At 73.5% G+C, this 21697-nt stretch carries 27 protein-coding genes; 13 read left to right on the plus strand and 14 right to left on the minus strand.

The window, feature by feature from the left end; genetic code table 11:
• Positions 1 to 137 precede the first annotated feature (137 nt).
• From ACFY3U_RS00745 to ACFY3U_RS00765, 5 genes are all read left to right on the plus strand, one after another.
• On the plus strand, positions 138 to 587 hold the full coding sequence (locus tag ACFY3U_RS00745; RefSeq protein ID WP_387192642.1) for a hypothetical protein: 450 nt from the start codon (positions 138 to 140) through the stop codon (positions 585 to 587).
• Positions 587 to 1030, plus strand: coding sequence for a ferritin-like domain-containing protein (locus tag ACFY3U_RS00750; protein WP_387194086.1), 444 nt, complete (start codon positions 587 to 589; stop codon positions 1028 to 1030). The genes ACFY3U_RS00745 and ACFY3U_RS00750 overlap by 1 nt, the downstream gene beginning before the upstream one ends.
• Before the next feature lie 96 nt (positions 1031 to 1126).
• Positions 1127 to 1726 carry a PadR family transcriptional regulator gene (locus tag ACFY3U_RS00755; protein ID WP_387192645.1) on the plus strand — a complete coding sequence of 200 codons (600 nt, stop codon included), beginning with the start codon at positions 1127 to 1129 and terminating at the stop codon, positions 1724 to 1726.
• Positions 1727 to 1778: 52 nt separating this feature from the next.
• Positions 1779 to 2252 carry a nitroreductase/quinone reductase family protein gene (locus tag ACFY3U_RS00760; protein ID WP_387192648.1) on the plus strand — a complete coding sequence of 158 codons (474 nt, stop codon included), beginning with the start codon at positions 1779 to 1781 and terminating at the stop codon, positions 2250 to 2252.
• Between the two features lie 116 nt (positions 2253 to 2368).
• Positions 2369 to 3106: a nucleotidyltransferase domain-containing protein gene (locus ACFY3U_RS00765; RefSeq protein WP_387192651.1), complete on the plus strand. Its 738-nt coding sequence runs from the start codon at positions 2369 to 2371 to the stop codon at positions 3104 to 3106.
• Between the two features lie 4 nt (positions 3107 to 3110).
• Here the strand turns inward: ACFY3U_RS00765 and ACFY3U_RS00770 are convergent, their stop codons facing one another.
• Entirely contained in the window at positions 3111 to 3827 is a 717-nt protein-coding gene (locus ACFY3U_RS00770; protein ID WP_387192654.1) for a VIT1/CCC1 transporter family protein, read from the minus strand.
• Positions 3828 to 3941: 114 nt separating this feature from the next.
• Positions 3942 to 4799 carry a type I methionyl aminopeptidase gene (gene map, locus ACFY3U_RS00775; RefSeq protein WP_387192656.1) on the minus strand — a complete coding sequence of 286 codons (858 nt, stop codon included), beginning with the start codon at positions 4797 to 4799 and terminating at the stop codon, positions 3942 to 3944.
• A 95-nt stretch (positions 4800 to 4894) separates the two neighbouring features.
• On the opposite strand from map, the gene ACFY3U_RS00780 reads away from it, so the two are divergent.
• Positions 4895 to 5209 carry an STAS domain-containing protein gene (locus ACFY3U_RS00780; protein WP_387192660.1) on the plus strand — a complete coding sequence of 105 codons (315 nt, stop codon included), beginning with the start codon at positions 4895 to 4897 and terminating at the stop codon, positions 5207 to 5209.
• A 58-nt stretch (positions 5210 to 5267) separates the two neighbouring features.
• Here the strand turns inward: ACFY3U_RS00780 and ACFY3U_RS00785 are convergent, their stop codons facing one another.
• From ACFY3U_RS00785 to ACFY3U_RS00800, 4 genes are all read right to left on the minus strand, one after another.
• A complete protein-coding gene (locus tag ACFY3U_RS00785; protein WP_387192663.1) occupies positions 5268 to 8924 on the minus strand; it encodes a SpoIIE family protein phosphatase in 3657 nt (1218 codons plus the stop codon).
• 268 nt (positions 8925 to 9192) lie between these two features.
• The gene (locus tag ACFY3U_RS00790; RefSeq protein ID WP_387192666.1) at positions 9193 to 9960 is read right to left on the minus strand and encodes a 3-oxoacyl-ACP reductase; all 768 of its coding nucleotides are present in this window, start codon (positions 9958 to 9960) and stop codon (positions 9193 to 9195) included.
• A 5-nt stretch (positions 9961 to 9965) separates the two neighbouring features.
• Positions 9966 to 11321: an aldehyde dehydrogenase family protein gene (locus ACFY3U_RS00795; RefSeq protein ID WP_387192669.1), complete on the minus strand. Its 1356-nt coding sequence runs from the start codon at positions 11319 to 11321 to the stop codon at positions 9966 to 9968.
• A gap of 122 nt (positions 11322 to 11443) precedes the next feature.
• The gene (locus ACFY3U_RS00800) at positions 11444 to 12808 is read right to left on the minus strand and encodes a glutamine synthetase family protein (RefSeq protein WP_387192672.1); all 1365 of its coding nucleotides are present in this window, start codon (positions 12806 to 12808) and stop codon (positions 11444 to 11446) included.
• A 187-nt stretch (positions 12809 to 12995) separates the two neighbouring features.
• Between ACFY3U_RS00800 and ACFY3U_RS00805 the strand changes: the two genes are divergently transcribed.
• Positions 12996 to 14150: a PQQ-dependent sugar dehydrogenase gene (locus tag ACFY3U_RS00805; RefSeq protein ID WP_387192675.1), complete on the plus strand. Its 1155-nt coding sequence runs from the start codon at positions 12996 to 12998 to the stop codon at positions 14148 to 14150.
• 21 nt (positions 14151 to 14171) lie between these two features.
• Here ACFY3U_RS00805 and ACFY3U_RS00810 read toward each other — a convergent pair whose 3' ends face one another.
• Entirely contained in the window at positions 14172 to 14762 is a 591-nt protein-coding gene (locus tag ACFY3U_RS00810) for a DinB family protein (RefSeq protein ID WP_387192678.1), read from the minus strand.
• A gap of 74 nt (positions 14763 to 14836) precedes the next feature.
• Here ACFY3U_RS00810 and ACFY3U_RS00815 point away from each other — a divergent pair, with 74 nt between their 5' ends.
• Positions 14837 to 15460, plus strand: coding sequence for a hypothetical protein (locus tag ACFY3U_RS00815; protein WP_387192681.1), 624 nt, complete (start codon positions 14837 to 14839; stop codon positions 15458 to 15460).
• Here the strand turns inward: ACFY3U_RS00815 and ACFY3U_RS00820 are convergent.
• From ACFY3U_RS00820 to ACFY3U_RS00840, 5 genes are all read right to left on the minus strand, one after another.
• Positions 15453 to 16022, minus strand: a complete 570-nt coding sequence (locus tag ACFY3U_RS00820; RefSeq protein WP_387192684.1) for a TIGR03086 family metal-binding protein — start codon at positions 16020 to 16022, stop codon at positions 15453 to 15455. The two genes, ACFY3U_RS00815 and ACFY3U_RS00820, sit on opposite strands and share 8 nt — an antisense overlap.
• The gene (locus ACFY3U_RS00825; protein ID WP_387192687.1) at positions 16009 to 16491 is read right to left on the minus strand and encodes an SRPBCC family protein; all 483 of its coding nucleotides are present in this window, start codon (positions 16489 to 16491) and stop codon (positions 16009 to 16011) included. The genes ACFY3U_RS00820 and ACFY3U_RS00825 overlap by 14 nt, the downstream gene beginning before the upstream one ends.
• Entirely contained in the window at positions 16488 to 16838 is a 351-nt protein-coding gene (locus ACFY3U_RS00830) for an ArsR/SmtB family transcription factor (RefSeq protein WP_387192691.1), read from the minus strand. The genes ACFY3U_RS00825 and ACFY3U_RS00830 overlap by 4 nt, the downstream gene beginning before the upstream one ends.
• Positions 16839 to 16939: 101 nt before the next feature.
• Entirely contained in the window at positions 16940 to 17188 is a 249-nt protein-coding gene (locus ACFY3U_RS00835; protein ID WP_387192694.1) for a flavin reductase, read from the minus strand.
• 19 nt (positions 17189 to 17207) lie between these two features.
• Positions 17208 to 17390 carry a hypothetical protein gene (locus tag ACFY3U_RS00840; RefSeq protein ID WP_387192696.1) on the minus strand — a complete coding sequence of 61 codons (183 nt, stop codon included), beginning with the start codon at positions 17388 to 17390 and terminating at the stop codon, positions 17208 to 17210.
• Between the two features lie 227 nt (positions 17391 to 17617).
• On the opposite strand from ACFY3U_RS00840, the gene ACFY3U_RS00845 reads away from it, so the two are divergent.
• The 3 genes from ACFY3U_RS00845 to ACFY3U_RS00855 are packed head-to-tail and all read left to right on the plus strand — an operon-like array spanning position 17618 to position 18830.
• The gene (locus ACFY3U_RS00845) at positions 17618 to 18415 is read left to right on the plus strand and encodes a helix-turn-helix transcriptional regulator (RefSeq protein ID WP_387192699.1); all 798 of its coding nucleotides are present in this window, start codon (positions 17618 to 17620) and stop codon (positions 18413 to 18415) included.
• Positions 18406 to 18606: a DUF397 domain-containing protein gene (locus ACFY3U_RS00850; protein ID WP_387192702.1), complete on the plus strand. Its 201-nt coding sequence runs from the start codon at positions 18406 to 18408 to the stop codon at positions 18604 to 18606. Before ACFY3U_RS00845 ends, ACFY3U_RS00850 begins: the two co-directional genes overlap by 10 nt.
• 29 nt (positions 18607 to 18635) lie before the next feature.
• Positions 18636 to 18830 (plus strand): DUF397 domain-containing protein, encoded by a 195-nt coding sequence (locus tag ACFY3U_RS00855; protein WP_387194089.1) that lies wholly within the window; start codon positions 18636 to 18638, stop codon positions 18828 to 18830.
• Between the two features lie 160 nt (positions 18831 to 18990).
• Here ACFY3U_RS00855 and ACFY3U_RS00860 read toward each other — a convergent pair whose 3' ends face one another.
• The gene (locus ACFY3U_RS00860) at positions 18991 to 19731 is read right to left on the minus strand and encodes an alpha/beta hydrolase (RefSeq protein WP_387192705.1); all 741 of its coding nucleotides are present in this window, start codon (positions 19729 to 19731) and stop codon (positions 18991 to 18993) included.
• Between the two features lie 199 nt (positions 19732 to 19930).
• Positions 19931 to 20371: a MarR family winged helix-turn-helix transcriptional regulator gene (locus tag ACFY3U_RS00865; protein WP_387192708.1), complete on the minus strand. Its 441-nt coding sequence runs from the start codon at positions 20369 to 20371 to the stop codon at positions 19931 to 19933.
• Positions 20372 to 20458: 87 nt separating this feature from the next.
• On the opposite strand from ACFY3U_RS00865, the gene ACFY3U_RS00870 reads away from it, so the two are divergent.
• Complete coding sequence (locus ACFY3U_RS00870) at positions 20459 to 21334, plus strand: hypothetical protein (protein ID WP_387192711.1); 876 nt, start codon at positions 20459 to 20461, stop codon at positions 21332 to 21334.
• Complete coding sequence (locus ACFY3U_RS00875; RefSeq protein ID WP_387192713.1) at positions 21331 to 21663, plus strand: DMT family transporter; 333 nt, start codon at positions 21331 to 21333, stop codon at positions 21661 to 21663. Before ACFY3U_RS00870 ends, ACFY3U_RS00875 begins: the two co-directional genes overlap by 4 nt.
• Positions 21664 to 21697: the final 34 nt, after the last annotated feature.

The raw sequence follows: 21697 nt of genomic DNA on the forward strand, positions 1-21697 counted from the left end.
ACGCGCCGACCGGGCGGCGGCCCGGGCGGCGCACCGACGTGGTCACCCACGCCCCGGGGCGGATGGTGTTGACTTGTCCGGTGGCGACGGGCAGAACGACGAGGCAGCGCGACGGATCGGGACGATCCCGGCGTGCGGTGCTGCGCGCGGGAGCGCTCCTGGTTGCCGGTGGCGCGACCGTACCGCTGACCGGCTGTGATCTTTTCGACGGCGACAAGCCGCCGCCGGCTCCCGACCCGCTGGAGCCGCTCGCCGGTGAGTCCGGCGCGCTGGCCGCCCGGCACCGGGCGGCTATCGCCGCCGACCCCGGCCTGGCCGACCGGCTCACCCCGATCGCCGAGGCGCACGCCGCGCACGCCGCCGAGCTGCGCCGGGTGATCGGCCGCCCGGAGCCCTCCGGCTCGACCACCCCGGCCGGCACGCCGCCCCCCGCCGGCCGGGACGCCATCCTGGCCGACCTGCGCGGGGCGGAGCAGCGGGGCCGGGACGCCGCGGCCCGGGCCTGCGCCGCCGCGCCCGGGGACCGCGCCGCCCTGGTCGGCTCGATCGCCGCCGCGCGGGCCAGCCACCTGGAGGTGCTGAAGTGATCCGGCGACCGCCCGGCACGCCGGTGGAGGCCGTCTCGGCCGCGCTGAGCGCCGAGTACGCGGCCATCTACGCGTACGGGCCGATCGGGGTGCGGCTGGACGGGGCGGAACGGCAGGCCGCCCGGGCCGCGGAGGCCACCCACCGGGCCCGGCGGGACGCCCTGGTGCTGCAGCTCACCGCCTCCGGCGCGCCGGTACCGGCCGATCGGGCCGGCTACACCCTGCCTTTCCCGGTGAACGACCGGGCCGCCGCGCTGCGGTTGGCGGTGCAGGTGGAGGAGCGCACCGCGGGCCACTGGCGGGCCGCGCTGCCGGTCACCACCGGCGCCGACCGGACCCGGGCGCTCAACGCGCTGACCGACTGCGCGGTCCGGGCCACCCGCTGGCGGCGGGTCGCCGGGATCGTCCCGGCCACCGTGCCGTTCCCCGGCCGCCCGGCCTGACCGCGGGCCCGGCCGAGGGCCGCCGGCGGCGCTGGCGGCGACCCCGACCGGGCCGCCGGTTGCGGGCCGCATACCAGGTATGCATACTCCGGTGCCATGTCCATCCGCCACGGCCTGCTCGCGCTGCTCGAGCGCGGCCAGATGTACGGCTACCAGCTACGGGCCGCGTTCGAGGAGTCGACCGGCTCGACCTGGCCGCTGAACATCGGGCAGGTCTACACCACCCTCGGCCGGCTGGAGCGCGACGGCCTGGTCCGGCCGCTGCCGGAGAACGAGGGCGGCCAGCGGCCGTACGAGATCACCGACGCCGGGCGGGCGGAGCTGGCGGGCTGGTTCGGCACCCCGATCAGCCGGGCCGACCGGCCCCGCGACGAGCTGGCCATCAAGCTGGCGCTGGCGCTGACCACCCCCGGCGTGGACGTCCGGGCGGTGGTCCGGACGCAGCGCACCGCGACGATGCGGACGCTGCAGGAGCTGACCCGGTCGACACAGGCCCACGACAGCCCGGCGGACCTGCCCTGGCGGTTGGTGCTGGACGCGATGCGGTTCCAGGCCGAGGCCGAGATCCGCTGGCTGGAGCACTGCGAGAGGACGCTCGCCGGGTACCGGCCCGGCGACCGGCCGACCGCGGCGACCGCCGCCCCGGCCGACGGCACCCCGGTCGGCGCCGAGGCGCCCGCCCACAAGGGACGCTGATCCGGCCCACCGGGGGGTGCCGTCCGGGGCCGCCGCGGGGCAGACTGGCGACATGTCCGCACTGGGAGGTCTCACCCGCCGGCTCGGGCACCACGCCTGGTTCGGCGCCACCATGCGCCTGCTGGTCCCCGCCGACCGGGCGGTCGGCCGGCTCACCCGCGGCCGGGTGGTCGCCTTGGGACTGGTGCCGTCGCTGGTCATCACCACCACCGGCCGCCGCTCCGGCCGGCCGCGCAGCAACCCCCTGGTGTACGTCCCGGACGGCGAGGGCTACGTGGTGGTCGGCTCCAACTGGGGGCAGCAGCACCAGCCCGGCTGGGTGATGAACCTGCTGGCGAAGCCGGAGGCGGAGCTGGACGTCAGGGGGCGCCGGGTGCCCGTGCGCGCCGAGCTGGCCACCGGCGCCGAGCGGGAGCGCCTCTGGGGGCTGCTGGTCACCGAGTGGCCGGCGTACCGGACGTACGCGCGACGGGCCGGCACCCGGCCGATCCACGTCTTCCGGCTGGTCCCCACCGGCGGGTCCTGACGCCGGGCGCGGCGGCCCGGGCCGGCCGACCCCGCCGACTAGGGTGTGAGCGGCCGGTGCCGTTGGGTGACCGCGCGGCGCCCGGCGGCGACGCGAGCGCGGGACGGGAGTGACGAGTGGACGGCAGCGGCACGCAACCCGGGGTCGACGCGCGCCTCGACGATCCCCGGTGGCGGGTCGCCGAGCGGGTGGCCGACGCCGCCCGGCGCCGCTTCCCGGCGGACATCCTGGCGGTCGCCGTGCACGGCCCGCTGGCGCACGGCGACGACGACGGCGGTGGGGACGCCGAGCTGGGCCTGCTGCTGGTCACCTACCGGCCGGGCAGCGGGCCGGCGCCGGCCACCCGGCGGGTGGACGGGGCGCTGGTCGACCTCACCGTGGCCGGCGCCGACGACTACCTGCGGCAGGCCGACACCCTCACCGCGCTCTGGCCGCTCACCGCCGACCGGTACGTCACCACCACCGCCCTGTACGACCCCACCGGCTGGCTGCGCACCCTGCGCGACGCCCACCTGGGCCGGCTGGCCCGGGCCCGGCCGGCGGAGTTCAGCACCGCTGCCCGGCGGGCGTGGTACCGGGGCTGGGCGGCGCACGCCCGGGCGCTGCGGCTCGCCGAGTGGTACGAGACGGACCAGGCGCTGCTGATGCTCGGCGAGGCCCGGTTGGCGGCCGCCACGGTGACCGGGCTGCTCACCCGCACCTACTTCCGCGACCCGGGCGACGCGGTCCGGCGCACCGGCCTGGCCGGCGCGGACATGACCGAGGTGGGCACGGTGCTCACCCGGCAGGCGCAGGAGCTGGCCGCCCGCGGCCGGCCGGTCGACGGCACGGTCGACGACCTGCTGGCCGGGTGAGGAGTCAGCCCACCCCGCCCTGGATGCCGATCAGCGCGCCGACCAGGTACGTCGCGGCGGCGGCGGCCGCGCCGAGCAGCAGCTGCCGCAGGCCGCTGGTCCACCAGGGCCGATGGGTGAACCGGGCGACGATCGCGCCGGCCACGAAGAGCCCGACCCCGCCCAGGCCCAGCGCCAGCCACAGGCTGGTGAAGCCGAGCAGGTAGGTCAGCAGCGGCACCAGCGCGCCGACGGAGAAGCACAGGAACGAGGAGATCGCGGCCGCCCACGGGCTGGGCTGTTCGTCCGGGTCGACGCCCAGCTCCTCCCGGACGTGCACCCGCAGCGCCTCCTCCGGGTTGCGCCGCACCGCCTCGGCCACCTGGGTGGCCAGGTCGCGGGGCAGCCCGCGGGCCACCCAGGCGTCGGCCAGCTCGCGGGCCTCCGCCTCCGGGTGCCGCTCCAGCTCCCGGCGCTCCTTGGCCACCTCGGCGGCGACCTGCTCGTTGGCCGAGCGCACGCTGGTGTACTCGCCCAGCCCCATCGAGATGGCGCCGGCGACCAGGCCGGCGGCGCCGGTGAGCACCACGCTGCGCGGCGACACCCCGCCGCCGCCGACGCCGGCGATCAGGGCGATGTTGGTGACCAGTCCGTCCATGGCGCCGAAGACGGCCGGCCGCAGCCAGCCGCCGGAGACGTCCGCGTGGTGCGCCTCGCGCAGCGCCGCCGGGGTGTCGGTCACCGGGCCCGCCCTTCGTTCGCGACTGCGGTACTTCGCTTCGCTGCGTTCCTCGCGCTCACCAGGCCCGCCCTTCGTTCGCGACTGCGGTACTCCGCTCCGCTGCGTTCCTCGCGCTCACGGGAGGGTCAGGATCTCTGCGCCGTCGTCGGTGACGACGAGGGTGTGCTCGAACTGGGCGGTCCACCTGCGGTCCTTGGTCACCACGGTCCACCCGTCGTCCCACATGTCGTACTGGTAGGTGCCGAGGGTGATCATCGGCTCGATGGTGAACGTCATGCCGGGCTCCATCACGTCGGTGGGGCGCGGGCTGTCGTAGTGCGGCACGTAGAGGCCGCTGTGGAACGCCTCGCCGATGCCGTGGCCGGTGAAGTCGCGGACCACCCCGTAGCCGAAGCGCTTGGCGTACGACTCGATCACCCGGCCGATCACGTTGATCTGCCGGCCCGGCCGGACCGCCTTGATGCCCCGCATCATCGCCTCGTGGGTGCGCTCGACCAGCAGCCGGGCCTCCTCGCTCACCTCGCCCACGCAGAAGGTGGCGTCGGTGTCACCGTGCACCCCGTCGAGGTAGGCCGTCACGTCGACGTTGACGATGTCGCCGTCGGTGATCACGGTCGAGTCGGGGATGCCGTGGCAGATCACCTCGTTGATGCTGGTGCAGCAGGACTTCGGGAAGCCCTTGTAGCCCAGCGTCGACGGGTAGGCGCCGTGGTCGACCAGGAACTCGTGCACCACCCGGTCGATCTCGTCGGTGGTCACGCCGGGCTTGCAGTGCTCCCCGGCGAGCTGCGTGGCCCGGGCGGCGAGCCGGCCGGCGGCCCGCATCTTCTCGATGGTCTCCGGGGTCTGCACGTGCGAGCCGGTCCACTGGCGCGGCCGCTCCCTGCCGACGTACTCCGGGCGGGGGATGTGGGCGGGCACCGCTCGCCACGGGGAGAGCGTGCCGGGGGTCAGCGGCGCACGGACGGTCATGCGTCAAGCCTATCGCCGGGGCTGCGGTGACCCTCGCCACGGCCGCTGTGCAGCGGTTGTTGCCGTGGCAAACGCGCTGTGCCATTGTGACTGACGTGGATCAAGGGGGCCCGCCCGCCGTCTTCTCCGCGAGCGCGGAGCTCGACGGAGACCACCTGCGCGTCGTGGTGACCGGCGAGGTGGACATGGCCACCGCCGACACGATGCTGCGGACCGCCCTGCGAGAGCCCGCCGAGCGGGTGGTGCTGGACCTGCGCGGGGTCACCTTCTTCGACTCGGCGGCCATCCACGCCGTGGTACAGCTCGCCCAGCGCCTCCCGCGGGGGCTGACCGTGCTGCCGTCCCGGCAGGTCACCCGGGTGCTGGAGATCTCCGGCCTGGCCGAGCAGGCCTGGCTGCACCGGGACTGACCACCAGCCGGATCGCCCCGCCCGACCGCGCCCGGGGCCGGATCGCCGGCGGTCGGGCTCAGTCCGCCAGCCGGCGACGCAACGTCACTTCCGTCCCCGATCCGGTACGGCTGACCGACAGCTCGCCGAGCGCCTGGATCAGCGCCAGCCCCCGGCCGCGGAAGCCGGCCCCGGCCGACTCCCGCCACAAACCGCTGTCGCGGACCGTCACCTCCACCGTCCGGTCCTCGATCGTCACCTCGACGTCGATGCTCGGGTCGGCCGGCGACACCGGGTGCTCGATCGCGTTCGCCGCCGCCTCGGAGACCGCGACGGTCAGGTCGAACAGGTCGTTCTCCCCGACGGCGTGGGCGACCAGGAAGTCCTCCAGCCGGCGGCGCAGCACGCTGAGCCGGGTCGGGTCGGCCGGCAGCCGCATCGCGAACCGGTTCAGCTCGGCGGCCTCCAGCGCCAGCACCGCGACGTCGTCGTGCCGGGTCCGCGCGGCGACCCGGTCGACGACCGCGTCGACCAGGTCGGTCACGTGCGCCCCGCCGTGCCCGGCGTCGGCGCGTAGCTGCGCCAGGGCGGCGTCGATGCCGGAGTGCCGGTCCTCGATCAGCCCGTCGGTGTAGAGCAGCAGCCGGCCGCCGACGGCCAGCTCGGTCTCCACGGTGCGGTAGTCGCTGCCCGGGATGGCACCGATCGGCGGGCCGAGCGCCCGCTCGTGCAGGAACGCCACGTCGTCTCCTCGGATCAGCAGGGGGGACGGGTGCCCGGCGCTGGCGTACCGCAGCCGGCCGGTGCGCGGGGAGAACGAGAGGCAGACCACGGTGGCGAACGACTGCCGCTCGGTGGAGTCGACCAGCCGGTTCAGCCGGGTCAGCGACTGCCCGGGGTCGTACCCCTCCAGCAGGTACGCCCGCAGCGCGTTGCGCAGCTGGCCCATGGCCGCGGCGGCGCGGACGCCCTTGCCGACCACGTCGCCGATGACCAGCGCCACCTCGTCGTCGGGCAGGCCGATCACGTCGTACCAGTCGCCGCCGACCTCGACGTCGGTGCTGCCGGGCAGGTAGCGGCTGGCCACCACGGCGCCGGGCAGCTGGGGCAGGGACCGCGGCAGCAGGCTGTGCTGCAGGGTGGTGGCGATCCGATGCTCGGCCTCGTAGAGCTGTGCGTTCTCCAGCCGTACGCCGATCAGCCGGGCCAGCTCGGTCAGCGCGGCCGGCTCCACGCCGTCCCCGTCGTGCCGCCAGACGGTCAGCTCGCCGAGCCGGGTGCCGGCGGTGCCGGTCAGCGGGAGCACGTGCGACGGTTCCGCCTCGGCCGCGCCGCCGCCGTCCGCCTCGTACCGGGCGCCGGTGGTGCTCACCACCACCCGGCTCGCCTCGGCGAGGCCGAGCGCGTGCTCGGCGGCGACCCGCACCACGTCGGCGGTGGAGCGGGCGGTGTTGACCGCCACCGCCGCGTCGGCCAGCGCCCGCAGCTGCCGGATGACCTGGCCGCGCAGCTGGCCCAGCTCGACGTTGGCGCGGACCCGGGCGATCAGCTCCTGCCCGGAGAACGGCTTGGTGAGGTAGTCGTCGGCGCCGACGGAGAGCCCGGCGACGGTCTCGGCGGAACCGGCCCGGGCGGAGAGAAGAACGATCGGCACGTGCCGGGTACGCGGGTCGGCGCGCAGCGCGGTGACCAGGCCGAAGCCGTCCAGCCGGGGCATCATCACGTCGGTCAGCACCAGGTCGAACGGCTTGTCGGCGGCCTGCTCCAGGGCGACCAGCCCGTCCGGCACGGCCACCACCTCGTACGACGGTGCGAGCAGTCGGGTGACGTGCTCACGCAGGTCGGCGTTGTCGTCGGCGAGCAGGATCCGGCCGGCCGGCTCGGCGGCGGGCCGGACCAGCGGATCGGCGCCCTCGCCGCCGTTCCACAGCGCGATCTCCGCCAGGTAGAGCGGGGCCCGCTGCGACGGGGCCGGCGGCAGCGGATCGGCGGCCGCCACCCGCTGCGGCGGCAGGTGGCCGGAGCCGAACGGCAGGGTCACCGTGAAGGTGCTGCCCTCCTCGACCCGGCTGCGCACCCCGACCCGTCCGCCGTGCATCTCGGCCAGCTCGCGGACGAGCGCCAGCCCGATCCCGGTGCCCTCGTGGGTGCGCGAGCGCACCCCGGGAACCCGGTGGAACCGCTCGAAGACGTGCGGCAGCTCCTCGGCGACGATGCCCACCCCGGTGTCGGTGACCTCCAGCTGCGCCATGCCGTCCACCGCCCGCAGCCGGACCCGGATCTCGCCGTGGAAGGTGAACTTCAGCGCGTTCGACAGCAGGTTGAGGACGATCTTCTCCCACATGTCCCGGTCGACGAAGACCGGGCCGGGCAGCGGCGGGCAGTCGACCACCAGGCGCAGCCCGGCGCGTTCGCACGCCGAGCGGAAGGTGCTGGCCAGCCGGGCGGTGTAGCCGGACAGGTCGGTGGGCTGGTGGTGGGCCGCCAGCCGGCCGGACTCCAGCCGGGAGAAGTCGAGCACCGTGTTGACCAGCTTGAGCAGCCGCAGCGCGTTGCGGTGCATCACGGTCAGCCGGTCGGTGTAGGGGGCCGGCAGCGCCGGATCGGCGAGCATGTCCTCCAGCGGCCCGAGCACCAGGGTCAGCGGGGTGCGGAACTCGTGGCTGACGTTCGCGAAGAAGTTGGTCTTGGCGCGGTCCAGGGCGGCCAGCTCGGCGGCGCGGGCGCGTTCGTGCTCGTACGCCTGTTGCTGGCCGATGGCCCGGGAGATCTGCGCGGCGACCAGGTCGAGGAAGTCGCGGTAGTCGTCGCCGAGCGGCAGCAGCCGGGACACCCCGACCACCAGCACCCCGGCCGGCTCGTTGGTGGCGGTGAGCGGCAGCACCAGCGCCCGCGCGGCGGCGTCCGGCGGCACCGTGCCGAGCAGCTGCGCCACGTCCACCTCGCCGGCCGCGCCGCCGGCGGCGACCCGGTGCAGGTCGGCCGGCAGGTCGGCCGCGACGGTGGCGGGGTCGACGCCGCTGGCGCCGGCCAGGGTGAGCCGGCCGTCCCGGTCGTGCAGGTGGATCAGGGCGAACGGCACGTCGGCCCGGTGGCCGTCGAGCACCGCCGCCGCCGACCGGCCCAGCTCCGGCATGCTGCCGGCGTCGCCCAGCCGGCCGCCCAGCTCGGCCAGGGCGCGTAGCCGGCGCTCGCCGACCACCCGGCCGGTGGTCTCGTTGACCAGGCAGAACACCCCGGCCACCGCGCCGTCGTCGCCGCGGACCGGGTCGTACGAGACGTCGAAGTAGACCTGCTCCAGGTAGCCGTGCCGGTTGAGCAGGAAGGGGTGGTTCTCGCCGCGGTACGCCTCACCGGTCAGCCGGACCCCGTCGAGCAGCGGCCGCAGCACCTCCCAGGTCTCCACCCAGTGCTCGCGGGCGGGTTGGCCGATCACCGCCGGGTGCTTGTCACCGATGGTGGGGCGGTAGGCGTCGTTGTAGAGGGCGAGCTGATCCTCCCCCCAGAACATTGCAATCTGGGAGCGGGAGGTGAGCATCATGCTGACCGCGTGGCGCAGCGCGGTCGACCAGGTGTCGGGGGTGCCGAGCGCGGAGCCGGACCAGTCGAACTCGCCCAGCCGCCGGCCCATCTCGCCGCCGGCGGCGAAGGCGTTGGCCAGCAGCGGCGGGACGGCCGGCATGCCGGACCGCAGGGAGGGGCCGCGCCCCTCCTCGCCCACCTGGGCCGAGTTCATGCATCCTCCCCGCTCCGGCCGTGACCGCGACGTCGCGCCGATCACCGGTCGCGCCCGCCTCCTACCCAGACGAACCCGCAACGTAACGCATCAGGGCCGGGCGGCGCTGTTTCAGCTGGACCCCATCCTGCCCTCCTCGGGCGGTTGCCGCTCGTCCGGCCTGCCCGCGCAGGTGGACGGCGCCGGACGGCGGTCGCGGCGCACCACCCGGCCGCCGTCACACTAGGTCACTTATCCGACACCGAACGCCAGGGTCCCGCCGCGTCCGTCACAGGGGGGTGACGTAGGCGCCGGTGATCCCGCCGTCCACCACGAACTGCGCGGCGGTCATGAATGAGGCGTCGTCGCTGGCCAGGAACGCCACCGCGGCGGCGATCTCCTCCGCCTGGCCGAACCGGCCCATCGGCACGTGCACCAGCCGGCGGGCGGCCCGCTCCGGGTCGGCGGCGAACAGCTCCAGCAGCAGCGGGGTGGCGACCGGGCCGGGACAGAGCGCGTTGACCCGGACGCCGTCGCGGGCGAACTGCACCCCCAGCTCCCGGGTCAGCGCCAGCACCCCGCCCTTGCTCGCGGTGTACGCGATCTGCGAGGTGGCCGCCCCCATCAGCGCCACGAACGAGGCGGTGTTGATGATCGAGCCCTTGCCCTGCCGGCGCATGTGCGGGATGACGTACTTGCAGCAGAGGAAGACGCTGGTGGTGTTGACCCGCAGCACCCGCTCCCAGGCGTCCAGCCCGGTCTCCAGGATCGAGTCGTCGTCGGGCGGGGAGATGCCGGCGTTGTTGAACGCCACGTCCACCCGGCCGTGCCGCTCGGCCACCCCGTCGAAGAGGTCCCGCACCGCCGTCTCGTCGGCGACATCGGCGGCCACGAACTCTCCGCCCACCTCCGCGGCGGCCCGCTCCCCGGTCTCGGTGTCGATGTCGACGCAGACCACCCGGGCCCCCTCGGCGGCGAACCGCCGCACGGTGGCCAGCCCGATCCCGCTGCCCGCGCCGGTCACCACGGCGACCCGGTCGGCAAGTCGTCCCTGCACGCTCGTCACTCCTCGGTAGCGATGAACACGTTCTTGACATCCGTGAAGGCGTGCAGCGCGTCCGGGCCCAGCTCGCGGCCCAGCCCGGAGCGCTTCATCCCGCCGAACGGCGTCCAGTAGCGCACCGAGGAGTGCGAGTTGACGCTGAGGTTGCCCGCCTCGACGGCCCGGGCCATCCGCAGCGCGCGGCCGACGTCCCGGGTCCAGATCGAGCCGGAGAGGCCGTACTCGGTGTCGTTGGCGAGCCGGATGGCGTCGGCCTCGTCGTCGAACGGCAGCACCGAGACGACCGGCCCGAACACCTCCTCGCGCCAGTGCCGGTCGGCCGGCGACTCGGCGAGCAGCACGGTCGGGGCGTACCAGAAGCCGGGGCCGTCGGGACGGGCACCGGTGAAGGCGACCTTCGCGCCGTCGACGTACCCGGCGACCCGGTCGCGGTGGGCGGCGGAGATCAGCGGGCCCATCTCGGCGGTGTCCAGGGCCGGGTCCTCGACCCGGACCGCGCGTACGGCCGGTTCGAGCAGCTCCAGGAACCGGTCGTACGCCGGGCGCTGGACCAGGATCCGGGACCGGGCGCAGCAGTCCTGGCCGGCGTTGTCGAAGACCGCGTACGGCGCGGTGGCGGCCGCCCGCTCCAGGTCGGCGTCGGCGAAGACGATGTTCGCCGACTTGCCGCCCAGCTCCAGCGTCACCCGCTTCACCTGGGCGGCGCAGCCGGCCATGATCCGGGCGCCGACCTCGCCTGAGCCGGTGAAGCAGACCTTGCGCACGGCCGGGTGGGTGACGAACCGCTCGCCCACCACGCTGCCGGCACCGGGCACGACGGTGAACACGCCCTCGGGCAGGCCGGCCTCCAGGGCCAGCTCGGCCAGCCGCAGCGCGGTGAGCGGGGTCAGCTCGGCGGGCTTGAGCACCACGGTGTTGCCGGCCGCGAGCGCGGGGGCGAAGCCCCAACCGGCGATCGGCATCGGGAAGTTCCACGGCACGATCACCCCGACCACGCCGAGCGGCTCGTGGAAGGTGACGTCCCAGCCGCCCGGCACCGGGATCTGCCGCCCGGTCAGCCGCTCCGGCGCGCCCGCGTAGTAGTCGAGCACGTCCCGGACGTTCCCCGCCTCCCACCGCGCGTTGGAGACGGTGTGCCCGGAGTTGCGCACCTCCAGCCCCGCCAACTCCTCAAGATGCGCGTCCACCACCCCAGCGAACCGCCGCAACACCCGCGCCCGCTCCCCCGGCGCCACCTTCCGCCACACCTCGAACGCGGTGGCAGCCCGCGAGATCGCCGCATCGGTCTCCCCGACCGAAGCCCCCGCAACCTCCCCCACCACCGTCCCGCTGGCGGGATTCACCACCTCACTCACCCGCACCACCGCCCCTCCCTGGCCGATCTTGCAGTTGCTGCCCCGACAAGAGCCGCCCCTCACCACAGAACGCGGGCACAAAGTGCAAGATCGCCGAGGAGAGCGGGGAGGGCGGGGTGGGGTCAGAGGCGTTCGAAGCCACGTCGGAGTTCCCAGTCCGTTACGGCGGCGTTGAAGGCGGTCAGTTCGACCTGGGCCTGATTGGCGTAGTGGGCGTGGACCTCGTCGCCGAAGGAGTCGCGGGCGACCGCCGACTTCTCCCAGAGGGTGAGGGCGTCGCGGAGGGTGCTGGGGACTCGCTCGGCGCGGCGGTCGTCGTACGCGTTGCCGGTGCACTCCTCGCCCAGCTCCAGCTTGCGCTCGATGCCGTGCACCGCCCCCGCCACCAGCGCGGCGATCGCCAGGTACGGGTTGACGTCCGCGCCGGGCACCCGGTTCTCCACCCGCATGCCCTGCCCGTGCCCGACCAGCCGCAGCGCGCAGGTGCGGTTGTCGGTGCCCCAGCGCAGCGCGGTCGGGGCGAACGAGCCGGGCTGGTAGCGCTTGTAGGAGTTGACGTTCGGCGCGAAGAAGAGGCTCAGCTCCCGCATGGTGTCGAGCAGCCCGGCCAGCACGTGCTGCCCGGTGGCGCTGAGGTGCGCCGGCCCGTCACCGAGCATGGCCGAGCGGCCGTCGGCGTCGCGCAGCGAGAAGTGGATGTGGCAGGAGTTGCCCTCCCGCTCGTTCGGCTTGGCCATGAAGGTGATCGACACGCCCTCCTGGGCGGCGATCTCCTTGGCCCCGTTCTTGTAGATGACGTGGTGGTCGGCGCAGGCCACCGCCTCGTCGTACCGGAAGGCGATCTCGTGCTGGCCGAGGTTGCACTCGCCCTTGGCGCTCTCCGGGGTGAGCCCGGCGGCGGCCATCTCGGTGCGGATCCGCCGCAGCAGCGGCTCCACCCGGGCGGTGCCGAGCAGCGAGTAGTCCACGTTGTACTGGTTGGCCGGGGTCAACTCGCGGTAGCCGCGCCGCCAGGCCTCCTCGTACGAGTCGCGGTAGAGCACGAACTCCAGCTCGGTGCCGGCGTACGCGGTCAGCCCGTGTGCCGCCAGCCGTTCCAGTTGGCGGCGCAGGATCTGTCGGGGCGAGGCGACCACCGGGCCGGCGTCGTCCAGCCAGGCGAGGTCGGCGATGACCAGCGCGCTGCCCGGCTGCCAGGGGACCCGCCGCAGGGTGGCGAAGTCGGGCACCATGGCGAAGTCGCCGTAGCCCCGCTCCCAGCTCGACATGGCGTACCCGTCGACGGTGTTCATGTCGACGTCCACCGCGAGCAGGTAGTTGCAGCCCTCGCTGCCGTTGGCGACGACCTGGTCGAGGAAGTAGGGGGCGTGGAACCGCTTGCCCTGCAATCGGCCCTGCATGTCGACCAGGGCGAGGACCACCGTGTCGATCTCGCCATCGGCGACGGCGACCCGGAGCTGTTCCAGCGTGAGCGGAGCTGTTCTCATCGGCTCGCCTCCTTGCCCAAGGTCTACCCGCAGTCGCGATCATCGTCAATGGGTGCCGCCCGGGAGCCGGGGGCGGAAGCCGGGACACGCGGCGGCGACATCCCCGCCGTTGCGCGACTCGGGCCTAAGGTGGCTTTTGTCCGTTGTGGCGGTGCAGCCGCCGCTCGCCCGTCGCCCGGGAGTCCCGATGCGGAAACGCGCGATCCTGACCGCCGTCGTCCTCGCCCTCGTCCCGGCCGTCCCGGCCGCCCACGCCGGCCCACAACCGCCCCCCGACGTCACGCCGACCCCGACCGCCGCGCCGACACCGACCGTCGCGCCCACACCAGGGTACGTCCACCGGTACGACTTCGCCCACCCGCAGGTCCTCGCGACCGGGCTGGAGGTGCCGTGGGGCCTGGCCTTCCTGCCCGACCACAGCGCCCTGGTCGCCCAGCGTGACTCCGGCACGGTGCTGCGGATCCGGCCCGGCCAACCCCCGGTGCAGGTCGCCACGGTCCCCGGCGTGGTCGCCGGCGGTGAGGCGGGGCTGCTCGGGCTGGCCGTCTCCCCGGGCTACCGCCGGGACGGCCTGGTCTACGCCTGCTTCACCACCGCCACGGACATCCGGGTGGTCCGGTTCCGGCTGGACGCCCCGCAGCGCCAGCAGGTGCTCCTGTCCGGGCTGGCCCGCAACACCTTCCACGACGGCGGCCGGATCGCGTTCGGCCCCGACGGCCTGCTCTACGTCGGTGTCGGCGACGCCGGGGTGCCGGCCCGGGCGCAGGACCTCGCCAGCCGCAACGGCAAGATCCTGCGGATCCGCCCGGACGGTTCGGTGCCGGCCGGCAACCCGTTCCCCGGCTCGCCGGTCTACAGCTACGGCCACCGCAACGTGCAGGGTCTCGCCTGGGACGGGCACGGCCGGCTGTTCGCCACCGAGTTCGGGCAGAACACCTGGGACGAGCTGAACCGGATCGTGCCGGGCGGCAACTACGGCTGGCCGGTGGTCGAGGGCCGGGCCGGTGACCCCCGGTTCCGCGATCCGCTGGTGGTCTGGCCGCCCGCCGAGGCGTCCCCGAGCGGCCTCGCGTACGCCCACGGCACGCTCTTCGTCGCCGCGCTGCGCGGCCAGCGGCTGTGGGCCGTACCGGTGGACCGCGACGGTCAGGTCGGCACGCCGGTCGCCGAGCTGGTCGGCGCGTACGGTCGGCTGCGGACCGTGGCGCGGGCCTTCGACGGCTCGCTCTGGGTGACCACCAGCAACCGGGACGGTCGGGCCACCCCGGCCCCCGACGACGACCGCATCCTGCGGTTCACCCGCGCGCCGCGACACGCCCAGCCGCGCTCCACCCGCTCCTGAACCCGCCACGCGTACCGGCGGCTACGCGAACCGGTCCGCGATGGCGGTCAGCTTCTTGACGTACGCCGACCAGTCGTAGCCGTCCGGGACGCCGGTGCCCTGCTGGTGCCAGCCGACCACGCCGTCGTGCTGCTCGCGCAGAATGTCGGCGTGGCCGGCGTGCTGGGTGACGTCGGCTATCACGTGGACGATGACCAGGTGCAGGGTCACCGCCTGACGGCCCGGCCGCCACCACGGCACCTCCCCCGGCGCGTCCAGCGGCAGCTGCGCGATGGTCTCGTCCGCGAACGCGGCGACCCGTCGGTACAGGTCGATCAGGCCGTCCTTGGTCTCGTCCTCGGTCGCGTAGAAATCCGCCTGCGGGTTGGCCTCCTGCTCCTGGTCGGACACCAGCTCGGCCTGGTTCGGGAACTGCCGCCCGAAGGTGGGTCCGAAGTAGCCGGCCTCGACGTTGAGGCAATGCTTGACGATGCCGAGCAGGTTCGTGCCGGTCGGGGTGCGGGGCAGTCGTACCTCGCGCTCGGTGAGCCCGTCGAGCTTCCCGATCAGGTCCTCGCGGCTGGACCGCAGGTAGTGGAGCAGCACCTTCTTCGGGTCCGTCATGTCAGCCATGCCGGCCAGTCTGGCGGATTCCCGCCGGCCCTTGGGGGCACCGACCCGACCGTGGCCGTACTAGCCTGCACGCCATGGCCCTGTCTCCCGAGCGGTTCCACGACCACGCGATGAGCGTCGCGGACGACGAGCGGCGGCTCCCGCTGGCCCGGATGACCGGATGGGACATCAGCCCGTTCGAGCAGGACGGGCTGCGCGTCGCGCCGCTGCGCCCGCCGGTGCTGCCCGAGCCGGCCCGGCACGGCGAAGACCCGGCGGACTGCCGGCCGTGCCGGGAGCGCGACGCGGGCATCTGGTTCAACGACAACTGGCGGCTGGCCCGGGTGCCGGGGGTGGGCGTACCGCTGGTGTTGATGCTGTACCCGCGCGACCACCATGACCTGGCCGACCTGCCCGACGAGCTCGCGGCCGAGCTGGGCCTGCTGACCACGCGGATCGCCCGGCACGTCCAGGCGGTCCCGCACATCTCCCGGGCGCACGTCTACCGCATCGGCGACGGCGCCGCCCACCTGCACATCTGGTTCTTCGCCCGGCCGGCGGGCCAGGCCCAGCTCTTCGGGTCGTGGCTGCCCGTCTGGGACGACCTGCTGCCGGAGTACCCCGCCGAGGTCGCCGAGGCGGACGCCGCGCTGGTCGCCGACGCGCTGGTCGCCTCGCACGGCGGCCAGCGGTCGGCAACCGCCGCGCCGGTCAGCTAGTCCACTCCGGGTCCCGGCCGATGAAGCCGAGCATCCGGCTCTGCGGATCGGCGTCCTCCTTCACCGGGACGCGGGGGCCGTACTGCCCGGACGAGCGGATGATCTCCTCCATCGGCTCCATCCCGGCCAGCAGTTGCGCGCAGAACTCCTGGTCGAGGCGGTCGTCCTGGCCGGTGGCGCGGGCCAGGTCCCAGGTGTGCATGAACACGTCGCTCGTGTAGAACTGGTCGATCGCGCGATCCAGCGGCAGCTCGCCGATGTGCGGGTTGGACAGGCGGCGGCCGGCGGTGGCCGGATCGTCGAGCAGGGCCTGCACCGCGTCGCAGTGGGTCTGCCACGCGCCGACCGGGTCGTCGTCGACCGACGGTCCGGCGGGCAGCCGGACGTCGGAGCCGCCGGCCAGGAACGGCGGCAACCATTCGGTGAGGTGGCGTACGACGTCCCGCGCGGTCCACCCGGGGACCGGCGCGGGCGCGTCCCACACCTTGGTGCCGCGCACCCGGTCGGTGAACCCGCCGGCGATCTCCCGGTGCCGCTGCGCGGGCAGGTCAGACAGTGCCATCGGTGATCATCCCGTCCAGCTTGGCGTAGCCCTCGTCGACCCCGACCTCCATGCCGCTGGCGAGCCAGGCGTCGCGCGCCTCGAAGCTGTCCACCAGGGACTGGATGCGCAGCAGCGTCCTGCCGTCGCCGAGGTCGTCGAACCAGAGCGTCTCCAGCGCCACGCCGTCGGGTTGCCCCTCGAAGGTGAAGGTCTGGACGATCCGGTCGGGTCGCACCTCGTGGAAGCAGCCCCGGAACGCGTACTCCTGGCCGTCCCGGACGGCGACGTAGCGCCAACTGCCCCCGGAGCGGGCGTCCCACTCCTCGATGCGGTTGCGCATCCTGTCGGGCCCCACCCACTGCGCGAACAGCCGCGGGTCGGTGTGCGCCCGGAACAGTTGCTCGGGGGTGGCGTCGAACTCCCGGCTGATCCGGATGACCGGCAGCTTGGGGTCGGCCTCGATCGTGGCCTGGGTGTGGGTTCTCATGCCGCGCTTCCCTCCTCGGTCTCGTCATGGTTCATCTGCGCCAGCACGGCGTCGAGACGGCGGTACCGCTCCTCGGCCTCGCGCCGGTATCGCTCGATCCAGGTGTCCATCAGGTCGAAGACGTCCGTCTCCAGCCGCACGAGCCGTGGCTGCGGCCCGGCCGGCCGGCTCACCACTCCGGCGTCCTGCAGCACCTTGAGGTGCTTGTAGACCGCCTGAAGCGTCATCGGGTATGGCTCGGCGAGCTGACTCACGGTCGCGTCGCCCGCCGCGAGCCGGGCCACCATGTCGCGCCGGGTCTCATCGGCGAGGGCCGCGAAGACCCGGGACAGCGTGTCCGCCCCCATCGAAAACTCCCCTCGACGATTCAACCTTCCAGTTGAAAACCACGCTAGCGGCACCCGCGCCCGCCGTCAACCGATTGGTTGAAAGTCGAGGTGACGAGCGGTCAGGAGCGAGCGCGCGCCCACGCGATGAACCGGTCGTGCAGGTCCGGCGCGTGCTCCGGGTTGAGCTGGGCGAGCTGGCCGCGCGCCTCGACCAGCAACCCGCCCAGGTAGAGCAGCAACGCCGTGCGGTTCCCCCGGTACTCCACCAGCAACGCGAGCCGCGCCGGCTGGCACGGCCACTCGGCGCCGCAGTTGCGGCACCGCCACAGCGGCCGCATCGGCACGTGCGGGACGACCCGCCGCCCCATCAGCGCGCCCCGGGGGCGGTCACCGGCGGCCCCCGTTCGCCCGCCACTCCTGCGCCGGCGTCAGCCGGCCCGGGCGGCCGGGCTGCACGGTGGGAAACACGCAGGTCGGCTGCCGGGTCCAGGCCGGTGCGGCGGCGCCGGGCTCGCGCCGGGGCAGCGCCGGCACCTCCCGGGTACGACACCAGAACCATCGGGTACGCACATCGTCCTCCTCATCGTCGCTGGAGGGGGCCGCCCCGCATCGGGGGGCGGGGCGGCCCCGGGCTGGAACCCGCCCGGTTTTCGGCCACCGAGCGGATCCGCTACGTGACAGTCTGCTGAGGACACCGCTACGGTCGATACGCGCTCGCCCCATCCGTGCAGCTCATGGGGCGAGATGAGCTGTCTAGAGCTGATCGTCATCAGAATCGAGCGGAGATTGGGGAGCCGATGGGGATCGCCACCACCTACGTGCTCGGGGAGCTACGTCGGTTCCGGGCGTCCGTCAAGCTGAGTCAAGACGAGTTCGGGCGAAGGATCGGATACTCCGGATCTCATGTCAGCTCGGTCGAAACAGGCTGCCGCCCGCCTACCCAGGAGTACATGAAGGCCGTCGATGGGCACTTCGACACCGATGGACGCTTCGGTCGAATGCTCAGTGAGCTGGCACCCCTTGACGTGAATCCCACCTGGCTGCGGGAATGGGTGGAGTTCGAGCGGGAGGCGACCACACTGCGCTGGTTCGAGTTGGCCTACGTGCCGGGTCTGCTGCAAACGGAGCGATACGCCCGCGCAACGCTGACCGGTGGACGCTTCGCCCCTGACGAGGCCGAGCGCATCGTGGCATCTCGCATGGAACGCCAGTCGGTCCTGACGAAACAAGCGCCGCCCCAGCTCATTGCGGTGCTGGACGAAGGGGTCCTCCGCCGTCCCGTACTCGATCAGCCCGGCCTGATGGTCGAGCAGTGTGAACATCTGGCGGAGGTGGCCAGACAGGAGCACATCCAGATTCACATCGTGCCCCTGGATGCCGGAATGTACCTGGGGTTCGGTGGTCAGTTCATCATCGCCGAACTCTCCGACGGCACCCGGGTTGCGTACGCGGACAACCAGTTGGACGCGCAGGTCGTCGACGGCCCGGCCGACGTCGCTAAGCTGTCGAAGACGTGGGAGATCATCCGAAACGAAGCACTCCCGCGTAGACCTTCCATCGAGTTGATCAGGGAAGTGGCAAAGTCATGGACGTGATGGCCCCCCAGTGGCGCAAGTCGACCAGGTCGGGCGGCAACGGCGGCGCATGCGTCGAGGTCGCCGACAATCTGCCCGATGTCGTGCTGATCCGTGACACCAAGGACCGCGACGGCGGCACCCTCCACGTCAACCCCGCGGCCTGGCAGTCCTTCGTCGACCTGGCGAAACGAATCGGCCCAGCGAGCTGATCAAAGGAAGTGGTGAAGTCGTGGACGTTATTGCCCCTCAGTGGCGCAAGTCCACCAGGAGCGGCAACAACGGCGGGTCATGCGTCGAGGTCGCTGACAACCTGCCCGGTGTGGTGCTGGTCCGTGACACCAAGGACCGCGACGGCGGCACCCTCCACGTCAACCCCGCGGCCTGGCAGTCCTTCGTCGACCTGGCGAAGCAGATCGGCCCGTCAGCGCCGTAACCACGACCGTTCACGGCACCGACCGCCGCGCCGTCGGTCCGCCGTACGGCACTTCGGCGGTCAGGCTGCGGCGCCGGATCCCGTACGCGTGAGACGGCCGAGCCGCCGGGGTCACCCCGCCACCCGGGCAGCCTGACCCCGGCGCCTCAGACTTTCGCCGTTACGGCTGGCGCAGATGCCGGGCGAAGAACCGGGCCGCGTCCTCCCCCGCGAACGGCGGGACACCGGTGTGTCCGCCCATGTTGGCGTGCAGCGTCTTCTCCTCGGAGCCGAAGGCGTCGAACAGGTCCAGGGCCGCCTGCCGGTCGTTCCCCTCGTCATCCCACTGCAGCAAGACGTGCAGCGGAATGGTGACCCGCCGGGCCTCCTCGAACATGACGCGGGGCACGAGACTCCCCGCGAAGAGGCCGGCCGCCAGGATGCGCGGCTCGACCAACGCCAGCCGGATGCCGATGGAGATCACTCCCCCCGAGTACCCGACCGGGCCGCCGATCTCCGGCAGCGACAGCAGGGCGTCCAGGGCGGTCTGCCATTCCGGGACCGCCCGGTCGACGAGCGGTAGGACGAGGGCATCGATGATCTCGTCGCTGACCGGCTCGCCGGACTCCAGCGCTCGCCGCAGGTCGGCGCGGGCCTGCTCGGCGGCGGCCCAACGAGGCCGGTCACCGCTGCCGGGCAGCTCGATGGTGGCCGCGGCGAAGCCCTCCGCCGCGGCCTGCCGGGCCCGCACCAGCAGACGGGGGTACATCTTGCGCAGTCCGATCGGGGGGTGGCCGAGCAGGATCAGCGGGACCGGTGCCGTTGCGGATCCGGGCGTCCACAGGATGCCGGGGATCTCGCCGATGGTGAATTCGCGTTCGAGGACCTCGTCGTCGAGGCGCTGCTCGGTGGTGAATCGCATGGTCGTGCCTTTCGGGAGTGCTCGCGAACGGCGCTCCCGGACGACCTATCGCCCGACCGTGACCCCGGAGGGGAGCACCCATGTCGAAACGTTCACGGGTACCACCTCCTCGGTCTCTCGCACGGCCTCCGGAAACTAGCAGTGGCCACGTGATCCGCCAACCGTTTTCCGCGCAGGCTCCGTAGCCGGCGGTGGCAGCTCACCGGTCGCGTCCGACGCCCTGGGACGGGTCGGGGGCGAGCGCCTTGGCCAGGAGGCCGGAGAGTTGGCGCTGCTCCGCCTCGGTCAGCCGGCCCAGTCGGTCGGACGGGAAGTCGAAGGCCCGGCGCACGCCGCGGCGTACCACTTGGCCGGCCTCGGAGATCGACACCTGCTTGACCCGCCGGTCGGCCGGGTCGGCCGTACGGCTCACCAGGCCGCCGCGTTCGAGTCGGGAGACGAGCTGTGTGACGTTCGAGGCGTCGCAGAGCAGCTCGGTGGCGAGTTCGCCCATCGAGCGGGCCTCCCGCGACACGGCGTCGAGCAGGCAGGCCTGCGCCGCGCTCAGCCCGACCGATCGCGCCGCGCGGTCGTACGCCGCGTCGTAGGCGTACACGAAGTCCCACACCTGCTGCTGAAGCCGGTCCGCCAGCTCGCTCATGAGCAGAGATTAGTTGACTCACTCAGGTATCGGTGCTTAGGTGGGTCCTGAAGCTTTAGTGTCTCAAGTAATGGGGAGGGGTTCCACGTGACGTATCCGCACAACGCCGAGGCGCGGTCCACCCGGGTGCTGGTGACCGGGGTCCGGGGCAAGACGGGCGTACCGCTGGCGGGGCTGCTCGCGGCCCGGCCGGCCGTCGAGGTGCTCGGCGGCAGCAGCGACCCGACCCTGGTGGACCTCGACGGCGTCCACCCCACCGCCTTCTCCTGGGACGACCCGTCCGGGTGGTCGGCCGCCACCGACGGCGTCGACGCCGTGTACCTGGTCCGGCCGGACCGCGCGGACGCGCCGGAGCTCATCGCCGCGCTGCTGGCCACGACGCCCCCGCAGACCCGGATCGTCCTGCTGTCCGAACGCGCGGCGGACCAGCCCGGACCCGACGGCTGGGCGTCGCGCGCCGAGCAGGCGGTACGCGACGGCGATCGGCCCTGGGTGATCCTGCGGCCGAGCTGGTTCATGCAGGTCTTCACCGACCCCCGCTTCTACCGGGACCCGATCGCCGACGACGGGGAGCTGGCCTTCCCCGCCGACGGCGCGCAGGTCGCCTGGATCGACGCCCGGGACATCGCCGCCGTCGCCGAGCGGGCGCTGCTCGATCAGGGACACACCGGCCGGGTGTACGAGCTCTCCGGCCCGGAGTCGCCGACCCTGCCGGACACCGCGCGGCAGCTCACCACGGCCGCCGGCCGCCCGGTGACCCACCGGGAGGTGACCATCGACGAGGCGGTGGCCGGCACCGAGGGGTTCGAACGGGAGCTCACCGTGCTGACCTTCGAGCGGGTCCGGGCCGGCGCCTTCGCCGGCGTGACGGACACCGTCGAGCGGGTGACCGGCCGGCCAGCGCGGACGCTGCGGGCGTTCCTCGCCGACACCGGGCCGGCGCTGCGCGGCGCCCGACGATGAGCCCAGGCACCATGGCGTACGCGCTGCTGGCATTCGCGATCGCGGCGGAGGTCGCCGGCACCAGCCTGATGAAGGCGACGGAGGGCTTCACCCGGCTGTGGCCGACGCTCGGCGTCGCCACCGCCTACCTGATCTCGTTCTACCTGTTCTCCCAGGCGGTACGCACCGTACCCGTCAGCATCGCGTACGCCGTCTGGTCCGGCGTCGGCACCGCGGCGATCGCGGCGGTCGGGGCGGCCTTCCTCGGCGAGCCGCTGAACCTCATGAAGCTGGCGGGCATCGCGCTCGTCGTCGGTGGCCTGGTGGTGCTCAACCTCGGTGGGGGGTAGCACCTGGCTGGTGACCGTTCGTTCGGCGACCTCG

Source organism: Micromonospora sp. NPDC000089, from assembly GCF_042899365.1.
In the GTDB taxonomy this organism is placed as follows: domain Bacteria; phylum Actinomycetota; class Actinomycetes; order Mycobacteriales; family Micromonosporaceae; genus Micromonospora.